Here is a 22262-nt window from a genome sequence, read left to right as displayed (position 1 = left end):
CGTCAGCGGCTCAGGCTCGGCCCTGCGAGGTCAGAGACCGCGACTCTGGCGGTACGCGTCCGAGCACGGATCGGTCCACGGCTTGTCGCGGCAGATTCGCACCGTGTACAGGTACTGCGCGATCCCGTATGGGTAGGGCGTGGTGAAGAGCTTGTCTTCCATCCGGGCGTAGGAACTGCCTCCATCGGTGCGCCTGCCGGACTCACGCTTGAAGTCGGCGCTGCCGTAGTCGGCGTACATGTGGACGTAGGTGCGCTCGCCGTCAAGAACCGTGTCCTTGAGCCAGCTCTCGAGTCGACCGTCGTTGTAGTCGAGCTGGACGGCATTGCCATAGCCACCCCCGCCGCTCATGATGATCGGGCTGGACGATGACGCCCACGTCCACGCCTGAGCAGCCGATGCGCCGGCGACGGCGCAGGTCACGAAGACGGCGAAGGCCGCCAGACCGCGCTTGATCCTCATTGAATCCCCTTGTGCAGATGAGCAGCCGCAGGGCAGCGCACATGGCGATCGCCCCCGACTCACCCCCCCCCGGACGGGGCGGGCCAGCACAGCCTTCTGGGAAGGCGACCGATTGTCAAAGCTGTTGGACGCCACAAGATGGCGCCGTCACGACGCGCATTCACTTCGGTTTGCGGCGCGAATTGACCTCGCAGTCGGGAGGTTTCGACGAACTGCCCGGGCACGGCGAACGCTGAGACAGGCGCCGGCTGGGCACTCACTTGCCAATCCTTGACCTACTCCATACCGGAGCCTTGCGAGCTCGTTGCCCATCCGTGATCTCGCGCCAACTTCGAGACCTTCCCAGCCAACTCCCAGCGAACTCCCCGAAACTTGAGGGGTGACCTCCTCCCCCACGCCCGCGCCCGAGGCCCGACTGCTCGTCGTCGAGGACGAGCCCAACATCCGTGAGCTGCTCTCGACCTCGCTGCGGTTCGCCGGTTTCGACGTCCGCACGGCGGACGACGGCGAGACCGCCCTGCGGCTCGCCGAGGAGTACCACCCGGACCTCGTCGTCCTCGACGTCATGCTGCCCGACGTCGACGGGTTCGAGGTGACTCGACGGCTCCGCGAGCGCGGTCGGGAGCAGGCGGTGCTGTTCCTCACCGCGCGGGACGAGGTCCGGGACAAGGTCCACGGCCTCACCGTCGGTGGCGACGACTACGTCACGAAGCCCTTCAGCCTCGAGGAGGTCGTCGCGCGGATCCGAGCCGTGCTGCGGCGAACGGGCAGCACGGTGGACGAGTCGGCCACGCTCCGCTTCCACGACCTCGAGCTCAACGAGGACTCGCACGAGGTGCGGCGAGCCGGCCGGGTCGTCGAGCTGTCGCCCACCGAGTTCAAGCTGCTCCGCTACCTGCTCCTCAATCCCAACCGCGTCGTGTCCAAGCTGCAGATCCTCGACCATGTGTGGGACTACGACTTCCGCGGTGAGTCCGGGATCGTCGAGTCGTACATCTCCTACCTGCGCCGCAAGATCGACGCGGACGGCCCGCCACTCATCCACACCAAGCGAGGCGTGGGGTACGTTCTGCGGGTCCCACCCGAGTCGCCGACGACCTGACGAGCGGGAGCACCGATGCGAGCCCTCACGCTGCGCTGGCGGCTCCTCGGTGTTGCCCTCGGTCTCATCCTCGTGGCGTTGGCCTCGACGATCGTCATCCTCGGGGTCCTGCTCGACCGCTACCTCATGCAGCAGGCCCGGCAGGAGCTCGAGTTCTACGGCACGAGTGTCGCCCAGCTGCAGCTCAAGGAGTACCGGGCGGCGAGCTCACCGCTCCCGAGCGGCTTCACGCTGCGGCTGATCCTCGAGGGCACCGACGAGCAGGTCTCACTCGGCGAGGCGTTCCGGGAGCCGACGAAGCCCAACATCCCCGTCATCCACCCGGACGACCCACGGATCGGGAAGACCCTCGTGCTCGACTCGACCGACGGGACGATCGAGTGGCTCGCTCTTCCCATGACCGACGTGCAGCGCGAGGCGACCCTGGTCGTCGCCCTGCCCCTGCGCCAGCTGCACGCAACGGTCAACCAGGTGGTCGTCTTCGCGAGTGCCATCGGCGTGCTCGTGCTGCTCAGCTGCGCTGGCCTCGGGTGGTTCCTGATCCGGCAGACCTTCCGGCCCCTGACGCGCATCGAGGACACCGCGGCGGCGATCGCCGCGGGTGACCTCACGCGGCGCGTCGACGTCCCCGACACCGACGACGAGGTCGCCTCCCTGTCGCGGTCGCTCAACGCGATGCTCACGCGGATCGAGCAGAGCTTCGCGGCGCGGGAGGCCAACGAGGAGGAGATGCGCCGGTTCATCGCCGACGCCTCGCACGAGCTGCGCACCCCCCTCGCGGCGGTCTCCGGCTACGCCGAGCTCTACCGACACGGCGGCCTTCCGACGGAGGAGGCGGTGACCGGCGCCATGGCGCGGATCGAGAACGAGAGCCACCGGATGCGTGGGCTCGTCGAGGACCTCCTGACGTTGGCGCGGCTCGACGGCGACCGGCCCCTCGAGCTGCAGACCGTCGACCTCGCCGTCCTCGCGGCAGAGGCCGCTCAGGACGCCCAGACGATCGCCCCCGACCGGCTCGTGACCGTCGGTGGCATCGACGGACCACTGCGGCCGACCGAGCTCGTCGCCGACGACCGCCAGCTGCGCCAGGTCGTGACCAACCTCGTCACCAACGCGCGGATCCACACCACGCCCTCGACGCCCATCGAGATCCAGGTCGGGGCCGGCGGGCCGGGCGGGGTGACGCTCCGGGTGCGCGACCACGGCCAGGGGATCCCCATGGCGGACCGCGACCGGGTCTTCGAGCGCTTCTACCGCGCCGACCGCGCCCGGAGCCGGGGCGGCGGGGCGGGCAGCGGACTCGGGCTCGCCATCGTCGGCGCCATCGTCGCGGCCCACCGCGGGACCGTCCGGGTCGAGGAGACGCCGGGCGGCGGCGCGACCTTCGTCGTCGAGCTGCCGACCCACTGACGAGCGCGCCTCCTCCACGACCGCGCCGAGGACCCTTGGCGGCGCGGCCCCCGGAGGCGCTGCAGGCTCCTCGGACGGATCCGGGCAACGGTCACAGCAAGCTCATAGAAAAGTCACACGCGCCACCCAACCTCACGGGGTGTGATCAATGAAGCACCCAACCTGAGGAGAAGCCATGACGCTCTCACCGCGCGACACGCAGCACCTGCCCGAGGTGGGCCGGACCCAGGAGATCCTTGCCACGTCTGCTCAGCCGCGCACGGACTCGCCGTCAGCGACCCCCGCCGGCAGCAGCGGAGCGTTCGGGAACACCCTGACCGCAGGCGTCACGAGCCCGACGACCGGTCCGACCGCGGGGAGGACACCGGGGACGACACTGGGGACGACACCGGGGACGACACCGGGGACGACACCGGGGACGACACCCGGCACGACACCCGCGTGGGGTCCCCCCACGGCCCCGTCCCACCCGGTCGAGGGCCCGACCGGCCAACAGCCGCGCAGCGGCCGGGGTCTCGGCCAGACCGCCGCGGTCGCCCTGCTGGCTGCGGTGCTCGCGAGCGGCGGCACCTACGCCCTGACCCAGACGGACGAGCCCCAGACCCCACCGGCCACCACCTCCGCATCGAGCCAGCAGGGGTCCTCCCCCACCGTCATCCAGCGCGATGCCGCCGCTCCGGACTGGTCGGCCGTCGCCAAGGCCGTCGCCCCCAGCGTCGTCAGCATCGAGCTGGCGAACGGTGCAGGGTCCGGAGTCGTCTACGACAAGCAGGGCCACATCGTGACGAACAACCACGTCGTCGAGGGCGCCCAGGGTGGCGGGGCCATCCAGGTGACCCTCTCGGACGGCCGCACGTACGGTGCGTCCGTCGTCGGGACCGACCCGTCGACCGACTTGGCCGTCATCAAGCTCGACTCGGCGCCCGACGACCTCACCCCGATCACGCTGGGCGACTCCGACACGCTCGCGGTGGGCAACCCGGTGATGGCGATCGGAAACCCGCTCGGCCTGTCCGGGACGGTCACCACCGGCATCATCAGCGCCCTCGACCGTCCGGTCACCACCGGGTCGTCCGCCACGTCACCGTTCGGCAACCCGGGCTCGGCCGAACCGGTCGTCACGAACGCGATCCAGACGTCGGCCGCCATCAACCCGGGCAACTCGGGCGGCGCCCTCGTCGACGCGGAGGGCAAGCTCATCGGGATCAACAGCTCGATCGCCCAGCTGGGCGCGAGCCAGGGCGGCCAGAGCGGCAACATCGGCATCGGCTTCGCGATCCCGGTGGGCGAGGTGAAGTCCATCGCCGGGCAGCTCATCGCCGACGGCACGGCGGAGCACGCCTTCCTCGGCGTCAGCGCCCGGGACACCGTCACCCAGGACGGTGCGGCCAAACGGGCCGGTGCCCTGATCGCCGAGCTGACCGACGGCGCGCCGGCAAGGGACGCCGGGATCCGCAAGGGTGACGTCGTCGTGGCCCTCGACGGCCAGACGGTGGACTCGTCGACCGCGCTCGTCGCGCAGATCCGCGAGCGCACCGCCGGCGAGAAGGTGACGTTGACGATCATCCGCGACGGCAAGCGCCAGGACGTCTCCGTGACGTTGGCGGCCAAGCCGACGAGCTGACCTCTGGAGGGCTCCCCTCCCTCCACGAGGTATGCCGCTGGGCTCCTCCCTTGGTCAGCGGCCCCCAGGTGGGCAGGACGTCGTCAGGCGTCCTGCCCACCGCCGTCCGGAGCGGGGCGACCCGGTCGACCGCTCGGACGATTCGGGGCGGCGCCCCGGCTGGCCGTACCCTGCTCCGGTGACCGAGCCCGCCCCCGTCGACCCTCCGGAGCCCGCCCGTCTGGAGCCGGAGGACGTGCAGACCGCCCTGCGCGTCCTCGCCGTCGTCCCGTCGCTCGACGTCGACGACCCGGACTTCGAGGCGCTCAAGCGGGCCGCCTCGCTGATGTACAAACGGCTCAAGAAGGACCGGCGCAACGCCAAGACCTGGGCCGAGCGCAAGGCGGACCGCCAGGTCATCGAGTCGACCGCCACGGGTTCACCGCTGCGGATCGACGACGAGACCAAGGGAATCCCGCTCGTGTCGAGCGCGGAGGGCGCGTATGCGGGTGAGCTGGTCACCCCCCGTGGCTGCTACATCTGCAAGCGCGACTACACGCTCGTCGACGCGTTCTACCACTGGCTCTGCCCGGAGTGCGCCCGCACGAGCCACGCCAAGCGCGACCAGCGCACCGACCTCAGCGGGCGCCGCGCCCTGCTCACCGGAGGCCGCGCCAAGATCGGCATGTACATCGCCCTGCGCCTCCTGCGCGATGGCGCCCACACGACGATCACGACCCGGTTCCCCAGGGACGCGGTGCGCCGGTTCTCCTCGCTCGAGGACAGCGCCGACTGGATCCACCGGCTCAAGGTGGTCGGCATCGACCTGCGCGACCCCACCCAGGTCGTCGCCCTCGCGGACGAGGTGGCGGCCGCGGGGCCCCTCGACATCCTCATCAACAACGCAGCCCAGACCGTCCGTCGTTCGCCCGGGGCCTACCGCCAACTCGTCGACGCCGAGTCCGCCCCACTCCCGGAGGACGTCGCGCTGCCGGAGATGGTCACGTTCGACCGGGTCAGCGAAGCGCATCCGGCTGCCATCGCGGGCGCTCTGGAGCAGCACGCGGTGGCGCACCACGAGGGCGAGCCCGTCGCTGACGCGGTCGCTGCGCAGACGGCCGCGTCGCTCACCGCGCTGGCGCTCAGCGGCAAGGCCATGTCGGCGGGGCACGCCAGCCTCGAGGCGCACCTCGCCGGAACGGCCGTCGACGCGGGCGGGCTGCTCCCCGACCTGCAGCGCACCAACTCCTGGACGCAGAAGGTCGAGGAGGTCGACCCGCTCGAGCTGCTCGAGGTGCAGCTGTGCAACTCGACCGCGCCGTTCATCCTCGTCAGCAGGCTGCGCCCCGCCATGCGCGCCGCGGTCCGGGCCGGGGCGAGGCGGGCCTACGTCGTCAACGTGTCCGCGATGGAGGGGCAGTTCGGCGGCCGCCGGTACAAGGGCCCGGGGCACCCGCACACGAACATGGCCAAGGCCGCGCTCAACATGCTCACGCGCACCAGCGCCGGGGAGATGTTCGAGACCGACCGGATCCTCATGACGGCCGTCGACACCGGCTGGATCACCGACGAACGACCGCACGACGACAAGCTGCGGATCGCCGCGGAGGGCTGGCACGCCCCGCTCGACCTCGTCGACGGCGCGGCCCGCGTCTACGACCCGATCGTCCGCGGAGAGTCCGGCGAGGACCTCTACGGCTGCTTCGTCAAGGACTACGAGCCCAGCGCCTGGTGACGTCGCCGGTCGGCCCACGGGGCGAGCCACCCACCGGAGGGCGCGCGACGCGCGGACCGAGCCCAGCGGCATACGAAAGAATCCGGATGCCGCTGGGCTCGCTCTCCGAGGCCCTGTCCCCCGGCGCATGGCAGGGTTACCGTCGGAGCATGATCACCGCGGTGCACACGCTCATCTACTCGGACGACGCTCCCGCCACCCGGGCGTTCCTGCGGGACGTGCTCCAATGGCGCTACGTCAGCGACGCGGTCCCCGAGGGCGAGCCGGAGTGGCTCATCTTCCGGACCGGCCCGAGCGAGGTGGGGGTGCATCCCACGGGAGGCTCCGATCCGGCCACGCACACGTCGCGCCACCACTCGATCTCGCTGATGTGCGACGACCTTGACTCGACGATGGCCGAGCTCGCTTCGCGCGGCGCGCAGTTCGCGACGGACCCGGTGGACGCGAGGTTCGGGCGCATCGTCTTCATGAGCGTCCCGGGGGCCGACGACATCATGCTCTACCAGCCGCAGCACGCGGTCGCGTACTCGCTGGAGGACTGAGTCGGCGCGGGCGTGGCAGGCGGCTCGTGAGCGCGCCGCTCAGGAGACGGGCGTCCGGAAGTCGGTGGCGAAGGCCGCGCGTGACGCCAGGGCCTCGCGCAGCTCGGCGTCGGCGTCGACGAGCGACCGGCGCACCCCTGGGGTGAGGTCCTCGCGGCGGAGCGCGGCGGAGCTGCGGACCCCGGTCTCAGCAGTGAAGATCTTGGGGAAGGCCGCGAGCACGACGCGGGAGAGTGCGTCCTCGCCGACCCACCCGGACATCGCCGGGACGTCGCGGAAGAACCGGTCGACGTAGCCGGCCACGAGTGCGTCGTCGGGCGACATCCACAGCCCGCGGGCGAGGTGGACCATCTCGTAGTTCGAGCGTCCGTGCCGGCCGGTCAGCTGCTCCCACGCCCAGGCCTTCGCCGCCGGCGCGGGGAGCGCAGCCCGGCACATCAGGGCGTTGAGCCCACCCTGCAGGGTGTCGTCCTTCGCCCGGTACGCGTCGACCGCCGAGGCGCCGATGAGGCCGCGGGCCGCGAGGTTGCGCACGACGATCCAGCGGAAGTCACCGTCGTCCTCGAGACCGTGGGGCAGGCCCGACCCCCCGGCCCAGGCGCGCAGCAGGGTCTCGTCGTCGCTGGTCCCCGCGAGGAGCCGCGCCGCGGCGAGCGAGCGGGTCGTCCCCTCCTCGGCGCGGCCGAGCAGCTCGCGGGCGCTGTCGGCCAGCCGGGCGAGCGCGGCGGCCTGCGCGACGCGCGGGACGAAGTGCGGAACGATCCGGTGCTCGGCATACAGGGCCATCCGGGCCAGGATCGACGCGTTGGCCTCGGTGGTCCACGTGGCCGCGAAGACGTCGAGGAAGGTCGACGGCGACACCTCCGCCCCGTGCACGCCGTCGATGAGAGCCGACCAGACCACTGCGCGGGCCTGGGCATCGGGGACCCGGCCCAGCTGGGCCGGCAACCCGTCGAGCGTCGCGTCGTCGAGCCGCACCCGGGCCCACGTGAGGTCTCCGGCGTTGGGCACGAGGACGGCCGGTGCGGTGGCCCCCAGGAGGTCGCCGAGCGGCGTGCGGTCGTCGGTCACCGTCACCGTCACCCGCACCACCTCGACGCCGTCCCGCCACCCCGCGACATCGAGGGCGTGCGGCCGGTCTGCCGGGTGGTCCGCAGGCGGCACGCGGAGCAGCCGTGCGGAGGTCACCACCGCCGGGGCGGCGCTCTCCCCGGTCAAGGGGTCGCCCGCGGACCCCCCGGAGGGGCCTGTCACGAGCTCGACTGAGACGCTGTCTCGGCCCGCGGTCAGGAGCCAGCCGTCGGACCACGGCCCGAGGTCGCGCCCGCTCGCCCGCTCGATCGCGCCGAGGAAGTCGGCGAGTGTGCCGTTGCCGTGGGACGTGTCCCTCAGGTAGGCCCGCACGCCGTCGAGGAAGGCGTCGTCACCGACGAACGAGATGAGCTGGCGCAGCACCGCCGCGCCCTTCGCGTAGGAGATGCCGTCGAAGTTCTGCAGGGCGCTCTGGGCGTCGAGCGCCGCCACACCGGCGACCGGGTGCGTGGACGGGGACCGCTCCGCGCCGTAGCCCCACACCTTGCGCACGATCGACGAGTCGACCCAGGCGTCGGAATACTCGGTCGCGTCGACGAGACACCGGTGCGACATGTACTCGGCGAAGGACTCGTTGAGCCACAGGTCGTCCCACCACCGCATCGTCACGAGGTCGCCGAACCACATGTGGGACATCTCGTGGCTCACGGTGTTGGCCCGGCTCAGCAGCTCGTCCCTCGTGGCGGCACCGCGGAAGAGGTACTGGTCGCGCAGGGTGACGCAGCCCGGGTTCTCCATCGCGCCGGCGTTGAACTCGGGGACGAAGACCTGGTGGTACTCGCCGAACGGGTAGCGGATGCCGAAGAGTCCGTGGAAGTAGTCGAACGACTGCCGCGTCACCTCGAACAGCTGCCCGGCGTGGCGCTCGAGCGGCTCCCGGAGGGACGCCCTGGCGTGGAGGCCGAGGGGGATGCCATCGTGCTCGGCCAGCACGGAGACGTACGGCCCGGCGCAGACGGTGACGAAATAGGTCGCCAGCGGCTTCGTCGTCGCCAGCTCCCACCGCCCCGGGGCGACCTGACTCGCCGCGCCGTTGCCGAGGACGACCCAGTCCTGCGGTGCTCGCACCGTGACGTCGTAGGGGGCCTTGAGGTCCGGCTGGTCGAAGCAGGCGTAGACCGTCGGCGCGGCGTCGAGGAACAGGTGGCCGTAGACGTAGTCGCGCCGGTCCGCGGGGTCGGTCGCCCGGTGCAGCCCCTGGCCGTCGTGGCTGTAGCCCATCGTCGAGCGCACCACGAGGTGGTTGTCCGCCGCGAGCCCCGGAAGCGGCAACCGGCCGTCGCGGATCCCCGCGGGGTCGAGCCGCACCCCGTTCAGGGTCGCCCCCTCCACGGACCGGGCCTTGACGTCGACCCAGCTGTCGGCACCCGGCGAGCCGCACGTGAACGTGATGCTCGAGACCGAGCCGAAGACCTGGTCGCCTCGGTCGAGGTCGAGCTCGACGGCATACGACGTCACGGCGATGAGCTCGGCCCGCTCGCGGGCCTCGGCCAGGGTGAGACTACGCATGAGGGCGAGCCTGCCAGATCGAGGGCCGGGGGACGTGCTCGACCGAGGGCAACCTGTGGATCAGTACCGCCGCGGCCCTCCCGCGATGCTCAACTGCGGGCCTCTTCCCTCCGCTCGGGGCCTCGCTCGTTCCTCGCTCGTTTCCTCACTGCGGTCGGCCCGCGAGGCCCTCGAGGCGCGCGATCCGGTCGGCCATCGGCGGGTGCGTCGCGAAGAAGCGGGACACGTCCTGCGCCCGGAACGGGTTGGCGATCATCATGTGGCTGGCGTTGACGATCTGCGGCTGCGGGGACAGCGGGGCCCTCGCCACGCCGGCCTCCAGCTTGCGCAGCGCCGACGCCAGCGCCAGGGGGTCACCGGTCAGGCGGGAGCCGTCCTCGTCCGCGTCGTACTCCCGCGTCCGGCTGATCGCGAGCTGGATCATCATCGCGGCCATCGGGGCGAGGAACGACATCGCCAGCAACGCCAGCGGGTTGGGCCGGTCCTCGTCGCCGCCGCCGAACATGCTCGTGAACATGAGCATCTGGCCGATCGAGGTGATGACACCGGCGATCGCCGCGGCCACCGAACTGGTGAGGATGTCGCGGTTGTAGACGTGCATCAGCTCGTGCCCGAGCACCCCGCGCAGCTCGCGCTCGTCGAGCAGCCCGAGGATGCCCTCGGTGCAGCAGACGGCGGCGTTCTGCGGGTTGCGGCCGGTGGCGAAGGCGTTGGGCGCCTGCGTCGGCGAGACGTAGAGCCTCGGCATGGGCTTCCCGGCGGCGGTCGAGAGCTCACGGACGATGCGGTACAGCACGGGCGCCTGGGCCTCCGAGACCGGGTAGGCGTGCATGGCACGGATCGCCAGCTTGTCGGAGTTCCAGTAGCCGTAGGCGGTCGTGGCGACCCCGAGGAGGGCGAAGAGCCAGATGTAGCGACCGTTGCCGACGAGGGCGCCGATCCCGAGGAGGAGCGCCCAGATGGCCCCGAAGAGGGCGGCCGTCTTGAGCCCGTTGAAGTGCCTGTGCATGTCGGTGGAACGAGCGGTGGCTCTCGCGTGTTCCTGACAGCCCGCTGGGAAGGCGTTGCCGGATGCCGCTGGGCTCGCTCCCGCTGACCCGTGCAGCACCCGGCTGGCCGGCCGCGGGAACGCCGTGGCGCGCTGGGCCGCATTGACGACTGGAATCCGCTGTGGGAGAACGGCTTTGGGTTGATGGAACGTCATTCTGCAGCGGTCGCCACCGGGCTGGCGGTCGTGGTCCTGGTCACAAACCGCCTGGCTGATTTCTCAACTACTACATGTAGTAGTAGTGTTGCTCTCGCCAGGGGAAACCAGGGAACCTGGGACCGGGAGTCCCTCCCATTACAAGGAGCTAGCGATGCGCAAGACGCTTGACCACCTCATCTCATGGACCGGCCTTGTCCTGGCCGTCGTCCTCCTCGTCGCAGGCGGGCTGCTGACCTACGCCAGTGGCTTCGTCAACAACAACGTCGAGGAGCAGCTCAGCCAGCAGCGCATCACGATGCCTGCCGAGGCTGCGATCTCCAAGATGTCGGCCGAGGACCAGGCGGCGCTCAAGCCCTGGGCCGACGGCAAGACCCAGATGACGACCGGCGACCAGGCCAAGGCCTTCGCCGACCACTACATCCTCGTCCACATGAACACGAGCTCCGAGAACCGCACCTACGAGGAGGTCTCGGGCGAGTACATGAAGCTGTCGAAGGACCCCAACGCCAACAAGGATGAGGTCGCGGCCCTCGGCAACCTGCGCCAGACGCTCTTCATGGGCAACACCCTCCGCGGCATGCTGCTCAACGCCTACGCCTTCGGCACCATGGCAACGATCGCCGGCATCGCGGGCATCGGCGCCTTCATCGGGGCGGCCCTCCTCCTGGTTCTCGCGCTCCTCGGCTTCCGCCACGCGAAGACGGTCCAGGAGACCCACCCCACAGGTGGGGTGCGCGAGCCGGCTCGCGTCTGACCCGCTCCGCACGGTAGCCGAGGGCACACCCCGGCAGCCACCAACACGAGCAGTACCAACAACAGCAGAGCCAGCCCCGCGGTCGCCACCCGCGGGGCTGGCTCCTGTCATCCCCGACCTGCGCTCCGCTGCCGACCTCCGGGAGGCATACCGTGGGCCCATGCTGCCCTGGTCCTCGGAACTGGCCGGACGTGTGGACGAGCACGTCATCGAGAGCACCCTGCTGCGCGGGAACCCGCTGGGGGACCCCCACGTCCGTCCGCTGTGGGTCTACGTACCACCCGGCTACGACGCGGAGGCCGCCCGTCGCTACGCCAGCGTCTACGTCATCCAGGGTTACACCGGACAGATCACCATGTGGCGCAACCGGACTCCCTTCCGGCAGCCCTTCCTCGAGACAGCTGACGCCGTCTTCGCCGACGGGCAGGCACCCCCGACCATCGTCGTCTACGTCGACGCCTGGACCGCCTACGGAGGCAGCCAGTTCGTCGACTCCCCGGGGACCGGTGCCTACCACTCCTACCTCTGCGACGAGGTGGTTCCCTACGTCGACCAGCACTACCGAACCGCGGCCGCCCCCGAGCACCGGGCGATCAGCGGCAAGTCGAGCGGAGGCTTCGGAGCGATGATCACGCCGATGCTCCGACCGGACCTCTTCGGGGCCCTGGCCACACACGCCGGCGACGCCCTGTACGAGTACTGCTACCTACCTGACTTCGCCAAGGCGGTGCGACTCCTGCGCGACTACGACGGAGACATCACCGCGTGGTGGGACGACTTCCGAAGCCGGACGGCCTTCACCAAGGAAGCCGACCAGACGCTGCTGATGATCCTCGGCGTGTCCGCGTGCTTCTCGGCCGAACACGGAGGAGCTCCGCTGCTGCCCTTCGACCCGCGGAGCGGCCGACTCGTGCCCGAGCGCTGGCAACGCTGGCTCGACTGGGACCCGGTGCGGATGGTCGAGAACCATGTCGACGCCGTCCGGTCCTGGCGGGCCGTCTGGATCGACGCAGGCACGCGGGACGAGTGGTACCTCGACCTCGGCGCCCAGGCCTTCGACGCGGAGCTGCGCCGGATCGGGCTGCCCGCCGACCGGATCCACTTCGAGACGTTCGAGGCCGGCCACGGCGCGATCGAGTACCGCTACCCCCTCGCGCTCGCCTGGCTCGCACACCGGATCGCGCCCACCTACCCCTCGTGACCGCCGATTGCGCCGACGCGGACCTCAGCCCAGGAGGCGGAGCACGACGTCCGGCTGGACGCTGACCACGACGAGCACCGCGGAGCTGAGCGCCAGGCCGACCAGGATGACGCGCCGGCTGCCCGGGCCGCGCGTCGTCGCCAGCACGGTCTCTGCGGCCGCCGACGTGGAGATGACCGGCCGGAGCCAGCGCAGGTAGACCGCCACGCCGAGGACCGCGTTGGCAGCGGCGATGACGGCGAGCCAGATCCAGCCCTCGACCACCACCGGCCGAAGCGCGACGACCTTGCCGACGAGCCCGATGATGCCCGGTGGCAGCCCTGCCAGCGACGTGAGCGCCAGGGCGAGGGCCCCGGCACGCCACGGGCTGCGATGCCAGAGACCCTCGTAGGCGTCGAGGGTCCGGCCCGACCCAGGCCGCTCGCGGAGCATGAGCGCCACGACGGCGAAGGCGACGGTCGTCGCGATGACGTAGGTCAGCAGGTAGGTGCCGGCCGACCGGTTGCCGAGCGAGGAGACGCTGACGAGCGGCAGGACGACCCAGCCGGCCTGCGCGACGGTCGACCACGCCAACAGTCGGACCACGTCGTTCTGTCGCAGAGCCATCAGGTTGCCCACCGTCATGCTGAGAACCGCCAGGAGCGCGATCGCGGCGAGCCCGGAGGCGCCCAGGACGCTGATGGCGCGCAGGACGACGAGGAGCGCCGCGAGCGCCGCGATCTTCGAGACGGTGGCGAGGAAGGTCGCCACCGGCACGGTGGCACCGGAGTAGGCGGTGGGAGTCCAGGCGTGGAACGGCACCAGCGAGAGCTTGAAGCCGAGGCCGGCGATGAGGAGGACGACCGAGAGCGCCAGGATCGCCGTGGAGGCGTCCGGCCAGGCCACCAGGGCGGCACCGGGCGCTTCTGTCTGGTACCCCTCCCCGGCGAGGGCTGCCCCGGCGTCGAGCATCGGGCTGCCCGTGGCGACGAGCCAGAGGGCCGCGCCGAGGACGAGCAGCGCGAACGAGACGAGGGAGGTGACGAGGAGCTGAACCGCACCCGCGATCGCACCTCGACGGCCGGAGAGGGCGATCAGACCGATGACGGGCAGGGTGGCGAGCTCCAGGGCGATGAGCCACGTCCCGAGGTCCCGGCTGGCGGCGACGACCATGGTCCCGGCGAAGGCCGTGAGGAGCAGGATCGCCATGATCGGCTCGCGCGTGCCCTCGGTCACCGCCCTTGCCCGTGTGCGGGGCCACGCGAGCAGGACGACGACGAGGGTGGCGATGCCGGCGGCCAGCTGCAGCGAGCTGGTGAGCGAGTCGGCCTGCCAGAAGCAGGTCTGCGGCAGGCCCTCCACGCCGGGGACCGGGGTCCCCGCCGGGACCACCCCCCCACGGAGCGCCACACAGAGCGTCGACTGCGCATCTCCTCGGGCGAGGCCCAGACCGGGGTAGGTGGCGACCGAGGCCGCGATGGCAGCGAGCCCGGCCACGGCGAACGGGAACTGGCGCAGGCGGGGGTTGACCAGGTCGACGACGAGGATGAGGACCATCCCGGCGACCGGGATCAACGCAGGCAGGAGGGCCAGGTAGTCGATCTCGAGGCCGTTCATCGAGTCACCCCCGTGAGGAGAGCAGCGGCATCCATCTCGGAGATGGTGAGCAGCAGGTGGGGCGCGACGCCCAGGACGACCATCACGATGACGAGGGTGAGGATGACGCCCCACCGGACCCCGGCCTCGTCCACGACGACGTCGCTGGCCGTGGTCGCTCCGACGGGCATCTCCGGCGCTCCCTCACCGGCCCAGAGGATCCGGGCGACCCGCAGGGCGTAGGCAGCGGCGAGGGCCAGGCCCACGGCCCCGACGACGACCGTGCCGCGCAGCACACCGACGTTGACCCCCTCGGCCGGCGACCAGGCGGCGTAGAGCGAGAGGAACTCGCCCCAGAAGCTGATGAGGCCGGGGAGGCCGAGGGCCGCAGCGAGTCCGAAGAGGAAGGCGACGCCGAAGCGGGGGGCCCGGTCACGGAGCGCCACGCGAGGCGTGGACAGGTCCGCCGAACCCCACTGCTCCTTGAGGTCACCGACGAGGAAGAAGAGGAGCGCGGCGACGATGCCGTGCGCGATGTTCGCGAACAGGGCCGCCTGGAGTCCGGTGTGGCTCCCCGAGGCCAACGCGATGCCGATGAACCCCATGTGAGCCACGGAGCTGTAGGCGATGAGCCGTTTGAGGTCCCGCTCCACCAGGCAGGCGAGGCCTCCCCAGATGGTGCCGACCGCACCGAGGGCGGCGAGGACCGGGCTCAGCGCGATGACGCCGTCGGGGACCGCGGCAACAGCGACCCGGACGATGCCGTAGGTCCCCATCTTGAGGAGCACGGCGGCCAGGAGGACCGAGCCCGCGGTCGGGGCGATCGTGTGGGCCGACGGCAGCCACGTGTGCAGGGGCCACAGCGGCACCTTGACGGCCAGGCCGGTCAGGAGGATGGCGGCGATCGCAACCTGGAGGCTGTGCGCCAGGCCGGCGCCGTGCATCCGGGCCAGTGCCTCCAGGTCCGAGGTGCCCTGGTGGGCCACGAGCAGCAGGATGCCGATGAGCATCAGGGTCGAGCCGAACACCGTGAAGAGGACGAACCGGCCGGCCGCGTCGGCTCGGGTCTCATCGGGGACGTGGTCGTCGCCGAACCTCCGGATGAGCAGCCACATCGGGATGAGGACGACCTCGAAGGCGATGAAGAAGAGGATCGCGTCGCGGGCGAGGAAGGTGGCGAGCGCACCGGTCTCGACGAGCATGATCGCGCCGAGGTACGTCGACCGGGAGCCCCCGGAGGGCGTCGGGCCCGCGAGGGCGTGGAGGACGACCCCGACCACGAGGAGGGAGGTCAGCAGGACCAGGGCCGCCGAGAGCCCGTCGACGGAGAAGTGCCACCGGATCCCGAGGCTGCGGATCCAGGGCACATCAACGCTGTGGGCACCCCAGACGACGACCACCCCGAGGACGGCGGTGACGCACGCCGCGCCGAGGGCGATGAGGCGGTCGGAGGATGCTGCGGCCGGCATCGCGAGCAGGACGATGGCAGCGACGAGCGGGACCAGCAGGAGGAGCGTCAGAGCCATGTCGCCACCCCCAGGCCGACGACGAGGCCGACACCGACGACGAGGCCGACGAGGGCCAGGGACGGGATGGCCCGATGGGCTCGCTCCCCGAATCGCCCGAGGCTCCGCGCCGTCACGGCGGTCGCGCGAGGGTAGGCGTCGACCACGTCGCGGTCGAGCATGACGACGACCCGGGCGATCCGGACCACGCCGGTCCCGAAGCGGGCGTAGGCCGCGTCCGCTCCGAAGCCGCGCGCGGCGCCGACCCGAACTGCAGCCGGCAGTCGGTCGGCGGCATCTTCGCGGCCGTGTCGGCTGGCGACCCAGACGGCGAGGGCAGCTCCCGCGATGAGGAGGACGGACAGGACCGCTGTGGTGATCCCGACGTGGATCGCCCCGCTGATCCCGGTGAGGAAGAGCGTGCCGACCACGGTGAGGACGGCGAGCGCTACGACGGCCAGGGCCGCCGACATGGTGATCGGCGCATGGTCGGCGTGCGCTGCAGCGTGGGTCGCCGGGTGGGCCGGGTCGAGGGCGTCGGCGACGTCCACCGCCGACTCGTCAGGACCCGGGTCCGCCAGCGGCCCGTCGAGCAGCAGCCAGGCCCGCATGCAGTAGGCGGCGGTGAGAACCACGGTGACCAGGAGGGCCACGAGAACGAGCCAGGCGCCGAGCCCGACCCCCTTCGCGACGCCCTCGAAGGCGGTGTCGATGACGGTCTCCTTCGTGAAGAAGCCGATGAGCGGTGGGACGCCGGCGAGCGCGGCGAGGCCGAGGGCGATGGACCAGCGGAGGGCACCGCGCCGGCGGAGCCCGCCGCGCATCCGCGCCACGGCGGTTCCGCCCGCGAGGACGGCGAGCCAGCCGACCCCGAGGAAGAGGAGGGCCTTGAAGAAGGCGTGGCCGACGAGGTGCGAGATCGCCGGGGTCGCGCCGACCTCGGCCGGAGCCGCCGCGAGCGCCCCGAGCATGATGGCGATCTGGCTCAGCGTCGAGTAGGCCAGCAACCGCTTGACGTCGCTCTGTGCGAAAGCGAGCACAGCGGCATACACCATCGTGACGGCCGCGAGGACCGCGAGGAGCAGCCGGGCGGCGTCATCGATCGCATAGAGGGAGAAGAAGCGCCCGATGACGTACGAGCCGGCGGCGACCATCGTCGCCGCGTGGATGAGGGCCGACGCGGGGGTCGGGCCCTCCATGGCATCCGGGAGCCAGTCGTGGAACGGGAACAGGCCCGACTTGCCCGCGACGCCGATGAGGACGCCGATGAGGCCCACGGTGAGCAGGCCGTCGCTGTCCGTCATCGTCAGGACGTCGAGCAGGTCGGTGCTGCCGGCTCGCACAGCCAGCGCCACGAGGCCGACGACCATGCCGATGTCCGCCACGCGGGTGACGATGAACGCCTTGTAGGCGGCACGCCTGGCGGCGTAGCGCTCCGTGTCGTGGCCGATGAGCAGCCACGAGCACCAGCCCATGATCTCCCAGCCGACGAGGGTCAGCGCCAGGTCGGCCGACTGGACGACGAGGAGCATCCCGGCAGCGAAGAGGGACACCGTCGCGGAGAACTGGCCGTAGCGCCGGTCCTCGCGGAGGTACCAGACGGTGAAGACCTGGATCGCGAGGACGACGAGGGCGACGACGAAGCTGACCAAGCCCGAGAGACGGTCGGAGAGGAGGTGCAGCGGGACGCTGAGGTCGAGAAGCGGCAGACCACCGAGGGAGTCGATGTCGGCCGTGCGCAAGGGCGAGACCCACTGGGCGAGCGCCAGGAGCGTGACGGCGAAGGAGGCGCCGACGGCGATCCCGGCCGCGACGACCCGCTGCCGCCGCGCGAGCAGGCCCGCGAGGCCGGCCAGCGCGGGAAGCAGGACGATCAGCCGCACGACCCAGGTCATGAGACCTCCTCCGCGACAGGGCGGTCCGGCGAGGCTGCCGGTTCCTCGCCCGTTGACTCCTCGATCGGCTCACCGATCCACTCACCTGACGACTCCCCCATGGGGTCGTCCGGGTCCTCCGTCAGGTCCGGCGTGGCCGTCAGGTCGATGTGGCCGAAGCGACGGAACATCACCATGATGATGGCCAGCGCCACGACGACTTCCGCAGCGGCGATCGTGATGACGAAGAGCGCGAGGACCGGCCCGGCGGCGAAGGGGATGCCCGACCTGGACCCCGCCGTGACGAAGAGGAGGTTGGCGGCGTTGAGGATCAGCTCGACCCCGATGAGCATGAGCACCGCGTTGCGCCGGGCGAGGACGCCGTACACCCCGGTCCCGGCGAGCAGGGCGGCGAGCGCGGCCGGGTAGACGAGGCTCACGACGCCTCCCCCTCGTGGTGGAGCACGATGCGCGACACGGCGAACGCCGTGACGAGAGCGACGAGCAGGAGCACGGACAGCAGCTCGAACGGCCAGACCCACGTGCCGAAGATGGCCTCGCCGATCGCCGGGGTGGCCGGGGCGTCCTCAGCCAGCCGGGCCGACGCGAACATCGGCAGGAGGACCGCGGCGAGCAACGCCGTCGTGGCCCCGCCCAGCGCGCTGGCGAGGACGCGCTCCCAGCGCGGCGTGTCGATCTCGGAGTGGCGACCGATCGGCGCCCGGGTGAGCATCAGGGCGAAGAGGACCAGGACGACGATGGCCCCGACGTACACGAGCAGCTGCACGATGCCGACCAGCTCCTGGCCGAGCACGACGTAGGCGCCGGCGAGCGCGCCGAGCGACACGAGCAGCCACAGGGCGGCATGCACCACCTGCTTGGTCGTCACCGCGAGGATGGCGCACAGGGCGGTGATGGTGCCGACGATGAGAAAGGCGATCTCACGGGAGGTCATGCCCCACCGTCCTCGTCCGACGGGGCCGCAGTCGGCGGCGCCGGTGGTGCTGGTGGTGCTGGTGGTGCTGCTTCGGCGGCCGCGGGGGGCGGCGGTTCCGCGGGCGGCGGCGGTTCCGCGGGCGGGCTCGCCGTGGGGGACGGGTCGGGAGCCGGCGCCGAAGCGGCCGCGCCGGGTGCCGGCCGTGGCTCGCGGCGCGGGCGCGCTGCCGCAGCACCGTCCGCGGGAACGGGCCGAGCCGGCCGCACCCGCGCCGGTGCGGGGTCGCCCTCGCCGGCTGCCGGTCGGGCCGGGCGTGGCGGCTTGGAGGCGGCCACGAGCTCGGCCGGGTCGGCGCTGGCCGGGTCGAGCGCCGCGGGCGGGGGCACGGTTGCCATCCAGGCGCCGAGCCGGTCCTTCTCGTGGACCAGCTCGCGGATGTCGAGCTCGGCGTACTCGAACTCGGGGCTCCACCAGAGCGCGTCGAACGGGCAGACCTCCACGCAGATCCCGCAGTACATGCACAGCGAGAAGTCGATCGCGAACCGGTCGAGCACGTTGCGCTGGCGCGCCCGTCCGCCCTCGGTCGTCGCGGGGATCTCCTCCTTGTGCGAGTCGATGTAGATGCACCAGTCGGGGCACTCGCGCGCGCACAGCATGCACGACGTGCAGTTCTCCTCGGTGAGCGCGATGACGCCGCGCGTGCGGGGCGGCAGCTTGGGCATGACGTCGGGGTACTCCGCCGTGTGCGCGTGGCGGGTCAGCGTGCGCGCCGTCGCCGCGAGCCCCTTGACCAGACCGGGGAGTATGCCGCTGGGCTTGCTCCCAGCCGAAGGCTCGGTCCGGTGGGAGCGGTGTTTTCCCGCCTCCGGGACGCTCGGTTGCCGTCCGGTGGGCTCGGGACCCGACTCGGGTTGCGGCAGCCCGGGGTCGGCTGTGCCACGGTCGGCGGGGTCGGCGTCCACCGCCTCCGTGCCGGTCTGCTCGGCGTTCGTCTGCTCGGTCACTGCATCATCACCACACCCACTGCCGTGATCGCGAGCTGGAGCAACGCGATCGGGACGAGCCACACCCACGCGAGACGCTGGAGCTGGTCCTCACGGAGCCGAGGCCAGGAGACCCGCAACCAGATGACGATCACGGCGATCGCATAGGCCTTGAGCACGGTCCAGAGCCAGCCGAGAGCGCCCTCGAAGGGGCCGGCCCAGCCGCCGAGCCAGAGGACCGCGAACATGAGGGAGAACAGGACGATGCCGGCGTACTCGGCGAGCAGGAAGAAGGCGAACCGCAGCCCGGTGTACTCGGTGAAGATGCCGAAGACGAGCTCAGAGTCAGCGATCGGCATGTCGAAGGGAGGGCGCTGGAGCTCCGCGATCGCTGCGACGAGGAACACGAAGGCGCCCGGCGCCTGCCACAGCAGCCACCACGGCGTCCACGCCTCGGCGATGCCGACGAGGGACAGGGTGCCCGCCGCCAGCGCGACGGAGGCCACGGCGAGGACCATCGGCAGCTCGTAGCTGACGAGCTGGGCGGCGGCCCGCATCGCGCCGAGCATGGAGTACTTGCTCGCCGAGGCCCAGCCGCCCATCAGGGTGCCGATGATGCCGACGCCCGTGGCCGCGAGCACGAGGAGCGCACTGCCGGGGACATCTGCTCCCACGATCGTCGGCGTGAGCGGGATGACCGCCATCGCGACGAGGTAGGGGATCAGGGCCACGAAGGGGGCCAGCCGGAACACGCCGCGGTCCGCTCGCGCCGGGGTGATGTCCTCCTTCTGGATGAACTTCACCGCGTCGGCGACCAGCTGGGCCCAGCCGTGGTACCCGCCGGCGTACATCGGCCCCAGCCGACCCTGCATGTGCGCCATGACCTTGTGCTCGGTCTGCCCCACGAGCAGCGGAAGGACGAGGAACGCGGCGAGCACGGCGACGGCCCGCAGCACGACTTCGAGGACGGTCCAGCCCGCGGTCATCGGGGCCCCCACTCCGGCCCGGGCACGCCGGGTGCTTGGACGCGGCGGCGGCTCGGGGCCCCACCGCCATGACCCTCGCCCGGCTCCTTCGCCCCGGGCCACGGCTTCGAGGCGCGCGACGTGAGGACGAAGGACTTGCGAAGCGGGTAGCCCTCGAAACCGTCGGGCAGGAGCAGCGGCCGAAGGCCCTCGCCGCTCCGGTCGGTGAAACCGTCGAACTCGATCCCGAACATCTCGAAGGTCTCGCGCTCGTGCCAGGCAGCCCCGGGGAACGCTCCGGTGATCGAGGGGACGGGCAGCCCCTCGGGTGCACGGGTGCGCAGGAGCACGGACTCGAGCGACCCCGGCGCAGCGACCCTCGCCAGGTGGCAGTAGATGTCGAAACCGGCGACGGCGTCCTCACCCTGCGTCTCCGCCGTGGCGTCGGTCTGGTCGACGGCCGTCAGCCAGTCGAAGAACGAGTAGCCCTCGTCACGCAGCACGAGGACCGTCGAGGACCACTCACCGAAGGGGACGTCGCGGACGGCGGTGACCTTCACGAGCGGTCACCGGTCGCTTCGCCGGCGGCTCGCGGTCCAGGAGCAACGGACGCCTCCGGAGCAGCCGCAGGCTTGCCCACCAGCGGACGGTTCACGTCGCCCGCTGTCGCGAGTCGGGTGCCGGCGTACCGGCCGCGAACCTTCGCTGCTGACAGCCGCTCCTGCGCGATCTGCTCCTGGAGGCGGATGATGCCGTGCAGCAGTGCCTCCGGCCGCGGGGGGCAGCCGGGCACGTAGACGTCGACCGGGATCACCGTGTCGACTCCCTTCGTCACGGAGTACGAGTCCCAGTAGGGGCCGCCCGAGTTGGCGCAGGCACCGAACGAGATGACGTACTTCGGCTCCGGCATCTGGTCGTAGAGGCGGCGGATCGCCGGGGCCATCTTGTCGGTGACCGTGCCCGAGACGATCATCAGGTCGGCCTGGCGGGGTCCGGGTGCGAAGGGGATGACCCCGAGTCGCATGAAGTCGTGCCGAGCCATCGAGGTGGCGATGAACTCGATGGCGCAGCAGGCCAGGCCGAAGTTGAAGACCCAGAGCGAGTAGCGCCGACCCCAGTTGAGGAGAACCTTGATCGGCTTGGGGGCGTGCTCGCCGAGAACTCCCATCCGGCCTTCGACGGGCCGGATCATCGGCATCGGCAGCGCGACCGGCTCCGACATCACACCCACCTCAGCAGACCGCGGCGGGCCGCATGGGCCAGGCCGAGGACGATCACGGCGATGAAGATCGTCATCTCGACGAGGCTGGCGACGCCGAGATCCGGCGACCGCAGCACATGGGCCCAGGGGAACAGGTATATGGCGTCCACCGCGAAGACGACGTAGAGGAAGGAGAAGACGAAGTAGCGCACCTTCGTCTGCGCCCACCCCTCGCCCACCGGGTCCACACCTGACTCGTAGGTCGTGAGCTTGGCCAGGTGGGGCACGTGGGGTGCGAACAGGCGTCGGGCGATCATCGCGGCCGTCACGAGCAGTAGCCCAGCTCCGATGACAGCAGCGACGACGACATAACCGGACATGGCCGTCAGCCTAGCGACGCGCGCACCGAAGGGAAGGGGTGGTCACCCGGCACCGGGGTGTCGGCTAGATCACGTTCGACCCGAGGCGGCCTGGCGCCGTCGGACCAGCAGCTCGGCCCGGACCGCGAGGCACCCTCGGGACCAGCAGGTTTGCGCTTTTCGCACGACAGATGGCGGAGCGGGCGATGTTAGCGGTCCACCCCGGCTCGGCGCATCAATCTGTAG

The 22262-nt window shown here is 71.3% G+C and carries 20 protein-coding genes; 7 read left to right on the top strand and 13 right to left on the bottom strand.

The genetic code is table 11. From position 1 onward, the window contains the following. Nucleotides 1-30: 30 nt before the first annotated feature. The gene (locus tag INTCA_RS03680) at nt 31-462 is read right to left on the bottom strand and encodes a hypothetical protein (protein WP_013491593.1); all 432 of its coding nucleotides are present in this window, start codon (nt 460-462) and stop codon (nt 31-33) included. Between the two features lie 379 nt (nt 463-841). Here INTCA_RS03680 and INTCA_RS03675 point away from each other — a divergent pair, with 379 nt between their 5' ends. The 5 genes from INTCA_RS03675 to INTCA_RS03655 all read left to right on the top strand — a co-directional run bounded on the left by INTCA_RS03675 (nt 842) and on the right by INTCA_RS03655 (nt 6854). Next, entirely contained in the window at nt 842-1564 is a 723-nt protein-coding gene (locus INTCA_RS03675) for a response regulator transcription factor (RefSeq protein WP_013491592.1), read from the top strand. A 15-nt stretch (nt 1565-1579) separates the two neighbouring features. Next, the gene (locus INTCA_RS03670) at nt 1580-2974 is read left to right on the top strand and encodes a sensor histidine kinase (RefSeq protein WP_013491591.1); all 1395 of its coding nucleotides are present in this window, start codon (nt 1580-1582) and stop codon (nt 2972-2974) included. Between the two features lie 175 nt (nt 2975-3149). Further along, the gene (locus INTCA_RS03665; RefSeq protein WP_013491590.1) at nt 3150-4598 is read left to right on the top strand and encodes a S1C family serine protease; all 1449 of its coding nucleotides are present in this window, start codon (nt 3150-3152) and stop codon (nt 4596-4598) included. A gap of 178 nt (nt 4599-4776) precedes the next feature. Next, a complete protein-coding gene (locus INTCA_RS03660) occupies nt 4777-6312 on the top strand; it encodes an SDR family NAD(P)-dependent oxidoreductase (protein ID WP_013491589.1) in 1536 nt (511 codons plus the stop codon). A gap of 149 nt (nt 6313-6461) precedes the next feature. Then, a complete protein-coding gene (locus INTCA_RS03655; RefSeq protein ID WP_041308363.1) occupies nt 6462-6854 on the top strand; it encodes a VOC family protein in 393 nt (130 codons plus the stop codon). Nucleotides 6855-6893: 39 nt separating this feature from the next. Here the strand turns inward: INTCA_RS03655 and pepN are convergent, their stop codons facing one another. After that, nucleotides 6894-9455 carry an aminopeptidase N gene (pepN, locus tag INTCA_RS03650; RefSeq protein WP_013491587.1) on the bottom strand — a complete coding sequence of 854 codons (2562 nt, stop codon included), beginning with the start codon at nt 9453-9455 and terminating at the stop codon, nt 6894-6896. A 145-nt stretch (nt 9456-9600) separates the two neighbouring features. Next, a complete protein-coding gene (htpX, locus tag INTCA_RS03645) occupies nt 9601-10464 on the bottom strand; it encodes a zinc metalloprotease HtpX (protein ID WP_013491586.1) in 864 nt (287 codons plus the stop codon). A gap of 349 nt (nt 10465-10813) precedes the next feature. On the opposite strand from htpX, the gene INTCA_RS03640 reads away from it, so the two are divergent. Then, a complete protein-coding gene (locus tag INTCA_RS03640; RefSeq protein ID WP_013491585.1) occupies nt 10814-11416 on the top strand; it encodes a hypothetical protein in 603 nt (200 codons plus the stop codon). Between the two features lie 160 nt (nt 11417-11576). After that, the gene (locus INTCA_RS03635) at nt 11577-12617 is read left to right on the top strand and encodes an alpha/beta hydrolase-fold protein (RefSeq protein WP_013491584.1); all 1041 of its coding nucleotides are present in this window, start codon (nt 11577-11579) and stop codon (nt 12615-12617) included. 24 nt (nt 12618-12641) lie between these two features. Here INTCA_RS03635 and INTCA_RS03630 read toward each other — a convergent pair whose 3' ends face one another. Genes INTCA_RS03630 through INTCA_RS03585 form a run of 10 tightly spaced genes read right to left on the bottom strand, consistent with a single transcriptional unit; the run spans nt 12642 to nt 22037 of the window. After that, nucleotides 12642-14213, bottom strand: a complete 1572-nt coding sequence (locus INTCA_RS03630; RefSeq protein WP_013491583.1) for an NADH-quinone oxidoreductase subunit N — start codon at nt 14211-14213, stop codon at nt 12642-12644. Next, entirely contained in the window at nt 14210-15718 is a 1509-nt protein-coding gene (locus INTCA_RS03625; protein ID WP_013491582.1) for a complex I subunit 4 family protein, read from the bottom strand. Before INTCA_RS03625 ends, INTCA_RS03630 begins: the two co-directional genes overlap by 4 nt. Continuing rightward, nucleotides 15709-17592 carry an NADH-quinone oxidoreductase subunit 5 family protein gene (locus tag INTCA_RS03620; RefSeq protein ID WP_013491581.1) on the bottom strand — a complete coding sequence of 628 codons (1884 nt, stop codon included), beginning with the start codon at nt 17590-17592 and terminating at the stop codon, nt 15709-15711. The genes INTCA_RS03625 and INTCA_RS03620 overlap by 10 nt, the downstream gene beginning before the upstream one ends. Next, nucleotides 17589-18011 carry an NADH-quinone oxidoreductase subunit NuoK gene (gene nuoK / locus INTCA_RS03615; RefSeq protein ID WP_013491580.1) on the bottom strand — a complete coding sequence of 141 codons (423 nt, stop codon included), beginning with the start codon at nt 18009-18011 and terminating at the stop codon, nt 17589-17591. The genes INTCA_RS03620 and nuoK overlap by 4 nt, the downstream gene beginning before the upstream one ends. Then, nucleotides 18008-18526, bottom strand: a complete 519-nt coding sequence (locus INTCA_RS03610; RefSeq protein ID WP_013491579.1) for an NADH-quinone oxidoreductase subunit J family protein — start codon at nt 18524-18526, stop codon at nt 18008-18010. The genes nuoK and INTCA_RS03610 overlap by 4 nt, the downstream gene beginning before the upstream one ends. Then, nucleotides 18523-19512: a NuoI/complex I 23 kDa subunit family protein gene (locus tag INTCA_RS20430; RefSeq protein WP_013491578.1), complete on the bottom strand. Its 990-nt coding sequence runs from the start codon at nt 19510-19512 to the stop codon at nt 18523-18525. The genes INTCA_RS03610 and INTCA_RS20430 overlap by 4 nt, the downstream gene beginning before the upstream one ends. After that, nucleotides 19509-20477 carry a complex I subunit 1/NuoH family protein gene (locus INTCA_RS03600; protein WP_013491577.1) on the bottom strand — a complete coding sequence of 323 codons (969 nt, stop codon included), beginning with the start codon at nt 20475-20477 and terminating at the stop codon, nt 19509-19511. Before INTCA_RS03600 ends, INTCA_RS20430 begins: the two co-directional genes overlap by 4 nt. Next, nucleotides 20474-21016, bottom strand: a complete 543-nt coding sequence (locus INTCA_RS03595) for an NADH-quinone oxidoreductase subunit C (RefSeq protein ID WP_013491576.1) — start codon at nt 21014-21016, stop codon at nt 20474-20476. The genes INTCA_RS03600 and INTCA_RS03595 overlap by 4 nt, the downstream gene beginning before the upstream one ends. Continuing rightward, the gene (locus INTCA_RS03590) at nt 21013-21678 is read right to left on the bottom strand and encodes an NADH-quinone oxidoreductase subunit B (RefSeq protein WP_013491575.1); all 666 of its coding nucleotides are present in this window, start codon (nt 21676-21678) and stop codon (nt 21013-21015) included. Before INTCA_RS03590 ends, INTCA_RS03595 begins: the two co-directional genes overlap by 4 nt. Then, nucleotides 21678-22037, bottom strand: a complete 360-nt coding sequence (locus INTCA_RS03585; RefSeq protein WP_013491574.1) for an NADH-quinone oxidoreductase subunit A — start codon at nt 22035-22037, stop codon at nt 21678-21680. Before INTCA_RS03585 ends, INTCA_RS03590 begins: the two co-directional genes overlap by 1 nt. Nucleotides 22038-22262 lie beyond the last annotated feature (225 nt).

The sequence above is a fragment of the Intrasporangium calvum DSM 43043 genome (assembly GCF_000184685.1).
Lineage (GTDB): Bacteria > Actinomycetota > Actinomycetes > Actinomycetales > Dermatophilaceae > Intrasporangium > Intrasporangium calvum.
Note: the sequence above shows the minus strand (reverse complement) of the source record. Positions and strands in the feature narration are given on the sequence as shown.

What these genes read in the sequence shown, in the direction of transcription:
- INTCA_RS03680 (WP_013491593.1), bottom strand. Translation starts at nt 462, where the DNA reads ATGAGGATCAAGCGCGGTCTGGCGGCCTTCGCCGTCTTCGTGACCTGC.
- INTCA_RS03670 (WP_013491591.1), top strand. Translation starts at nt 1,580, where the DNA reads ATGCGAGCCCTCACGCTGCGCTGGCGGCTCCTCGGTGTTGCCCTCGGT.
- INTCA_RS03665 (WP_013491590.1), top strand. Translation starts at nt 3,150, where the DNA reads ATGACGCTCTCACCGCGCGACACGCAGCACCTGCCCGAGGTGGGCCGG.
- INTCA_RS03655 (WP_041308363.1), top strand. Translation starts at nt 6,462, where the DNA reads ATGATCACCGCGGTGCACACGCTCATCTACTCGGACGACGCTCCCGCC.
- pepN (WP_013491587.1), bottom strand. Translation starts at nt 9,455, where the DNA reads ATGCGTAGTCTCACCCTGGCCGAGGCCCGCGAGCGGGCCGAGCTCATC.
- htpX (WP_013491586.1), bottom strand. Translation starts at nt 10,464, where the DNA reads ATGCACAGGCACTTCAACGGGCTCAAGACGGCCGCCCTCTTCGGGGCC.
- INTCA_RS03640 (WP_013491585.1), top strand. Translation starts at nt 10,814, where the DNA reads ATGCGCAAGACGCTTGACCACCTCATCTCATGGACCGGCCTTGTCCTG.
- INTCA_RS03635 (WP_013491584.1), top strand. Translation starts at nt 11,577, where the DNA reads ATGCTGCCCTGGTCCTCGGAACTGGCCGGACGTGTGGACGAGCACGTC.
- INTCA_RS03630 (WP_013491583.1), bottom strand. Translation starts at nt 14,213, where the DNA reads ATGAACGGCCTCGAGATCGACTACCTGGCCCTCCTGCCTGCGTTGATC.
- INTCA_RS03625 (WP_013491582.1), bottom strand. Translation starts at nt 15,718, where the DNA reads ATGGCTCTGACGCTCCTCCTGCTGGTCCCGCTCGTCGCTGCCATCGTC.
- INTCA_RS03620 (WP_013491581.1), bottom strand. Translation starts at nt 17,592, where the DNA reads ATGACCTGGGTCGTGCGGCTGATCGTCCTGCTTCCCGCGCTGGCCGGC.
- INTCA_RS03610 (WP_013491579.1), bottom strand. Translation starts at nt 18,526, where the DNA reads ATGACCTCCCGTGAGATCGCCTTTCTCATCGTCGGCACCATCACCGCC.
- INTCA_RS03600 (WP_013491577.1), bottom strand. Translation starts at nt 20,477, where the DNA reads ATGACCGCGGGCTGGACCGTCCTCGAAGTCGTGCTGCGGGCCGTCGCC.
- INTCA_RS03590 (WP_013491575.1), bottom strand. Translation starts at nt 21,678, where the DNA reads ATGTCGGAGCCGGTCGCGCTGCCGATGCCGATGATCCGGCCCGTCGAA.
- INTCA_RS03585 (WP_013491574.1), bottom strand. Translation starts at nt 22,037, where the DNA reads ATGTCCGGTTATGTCGTCGTCGCTGCTGTCATCGGAGCTGGGCTACTG.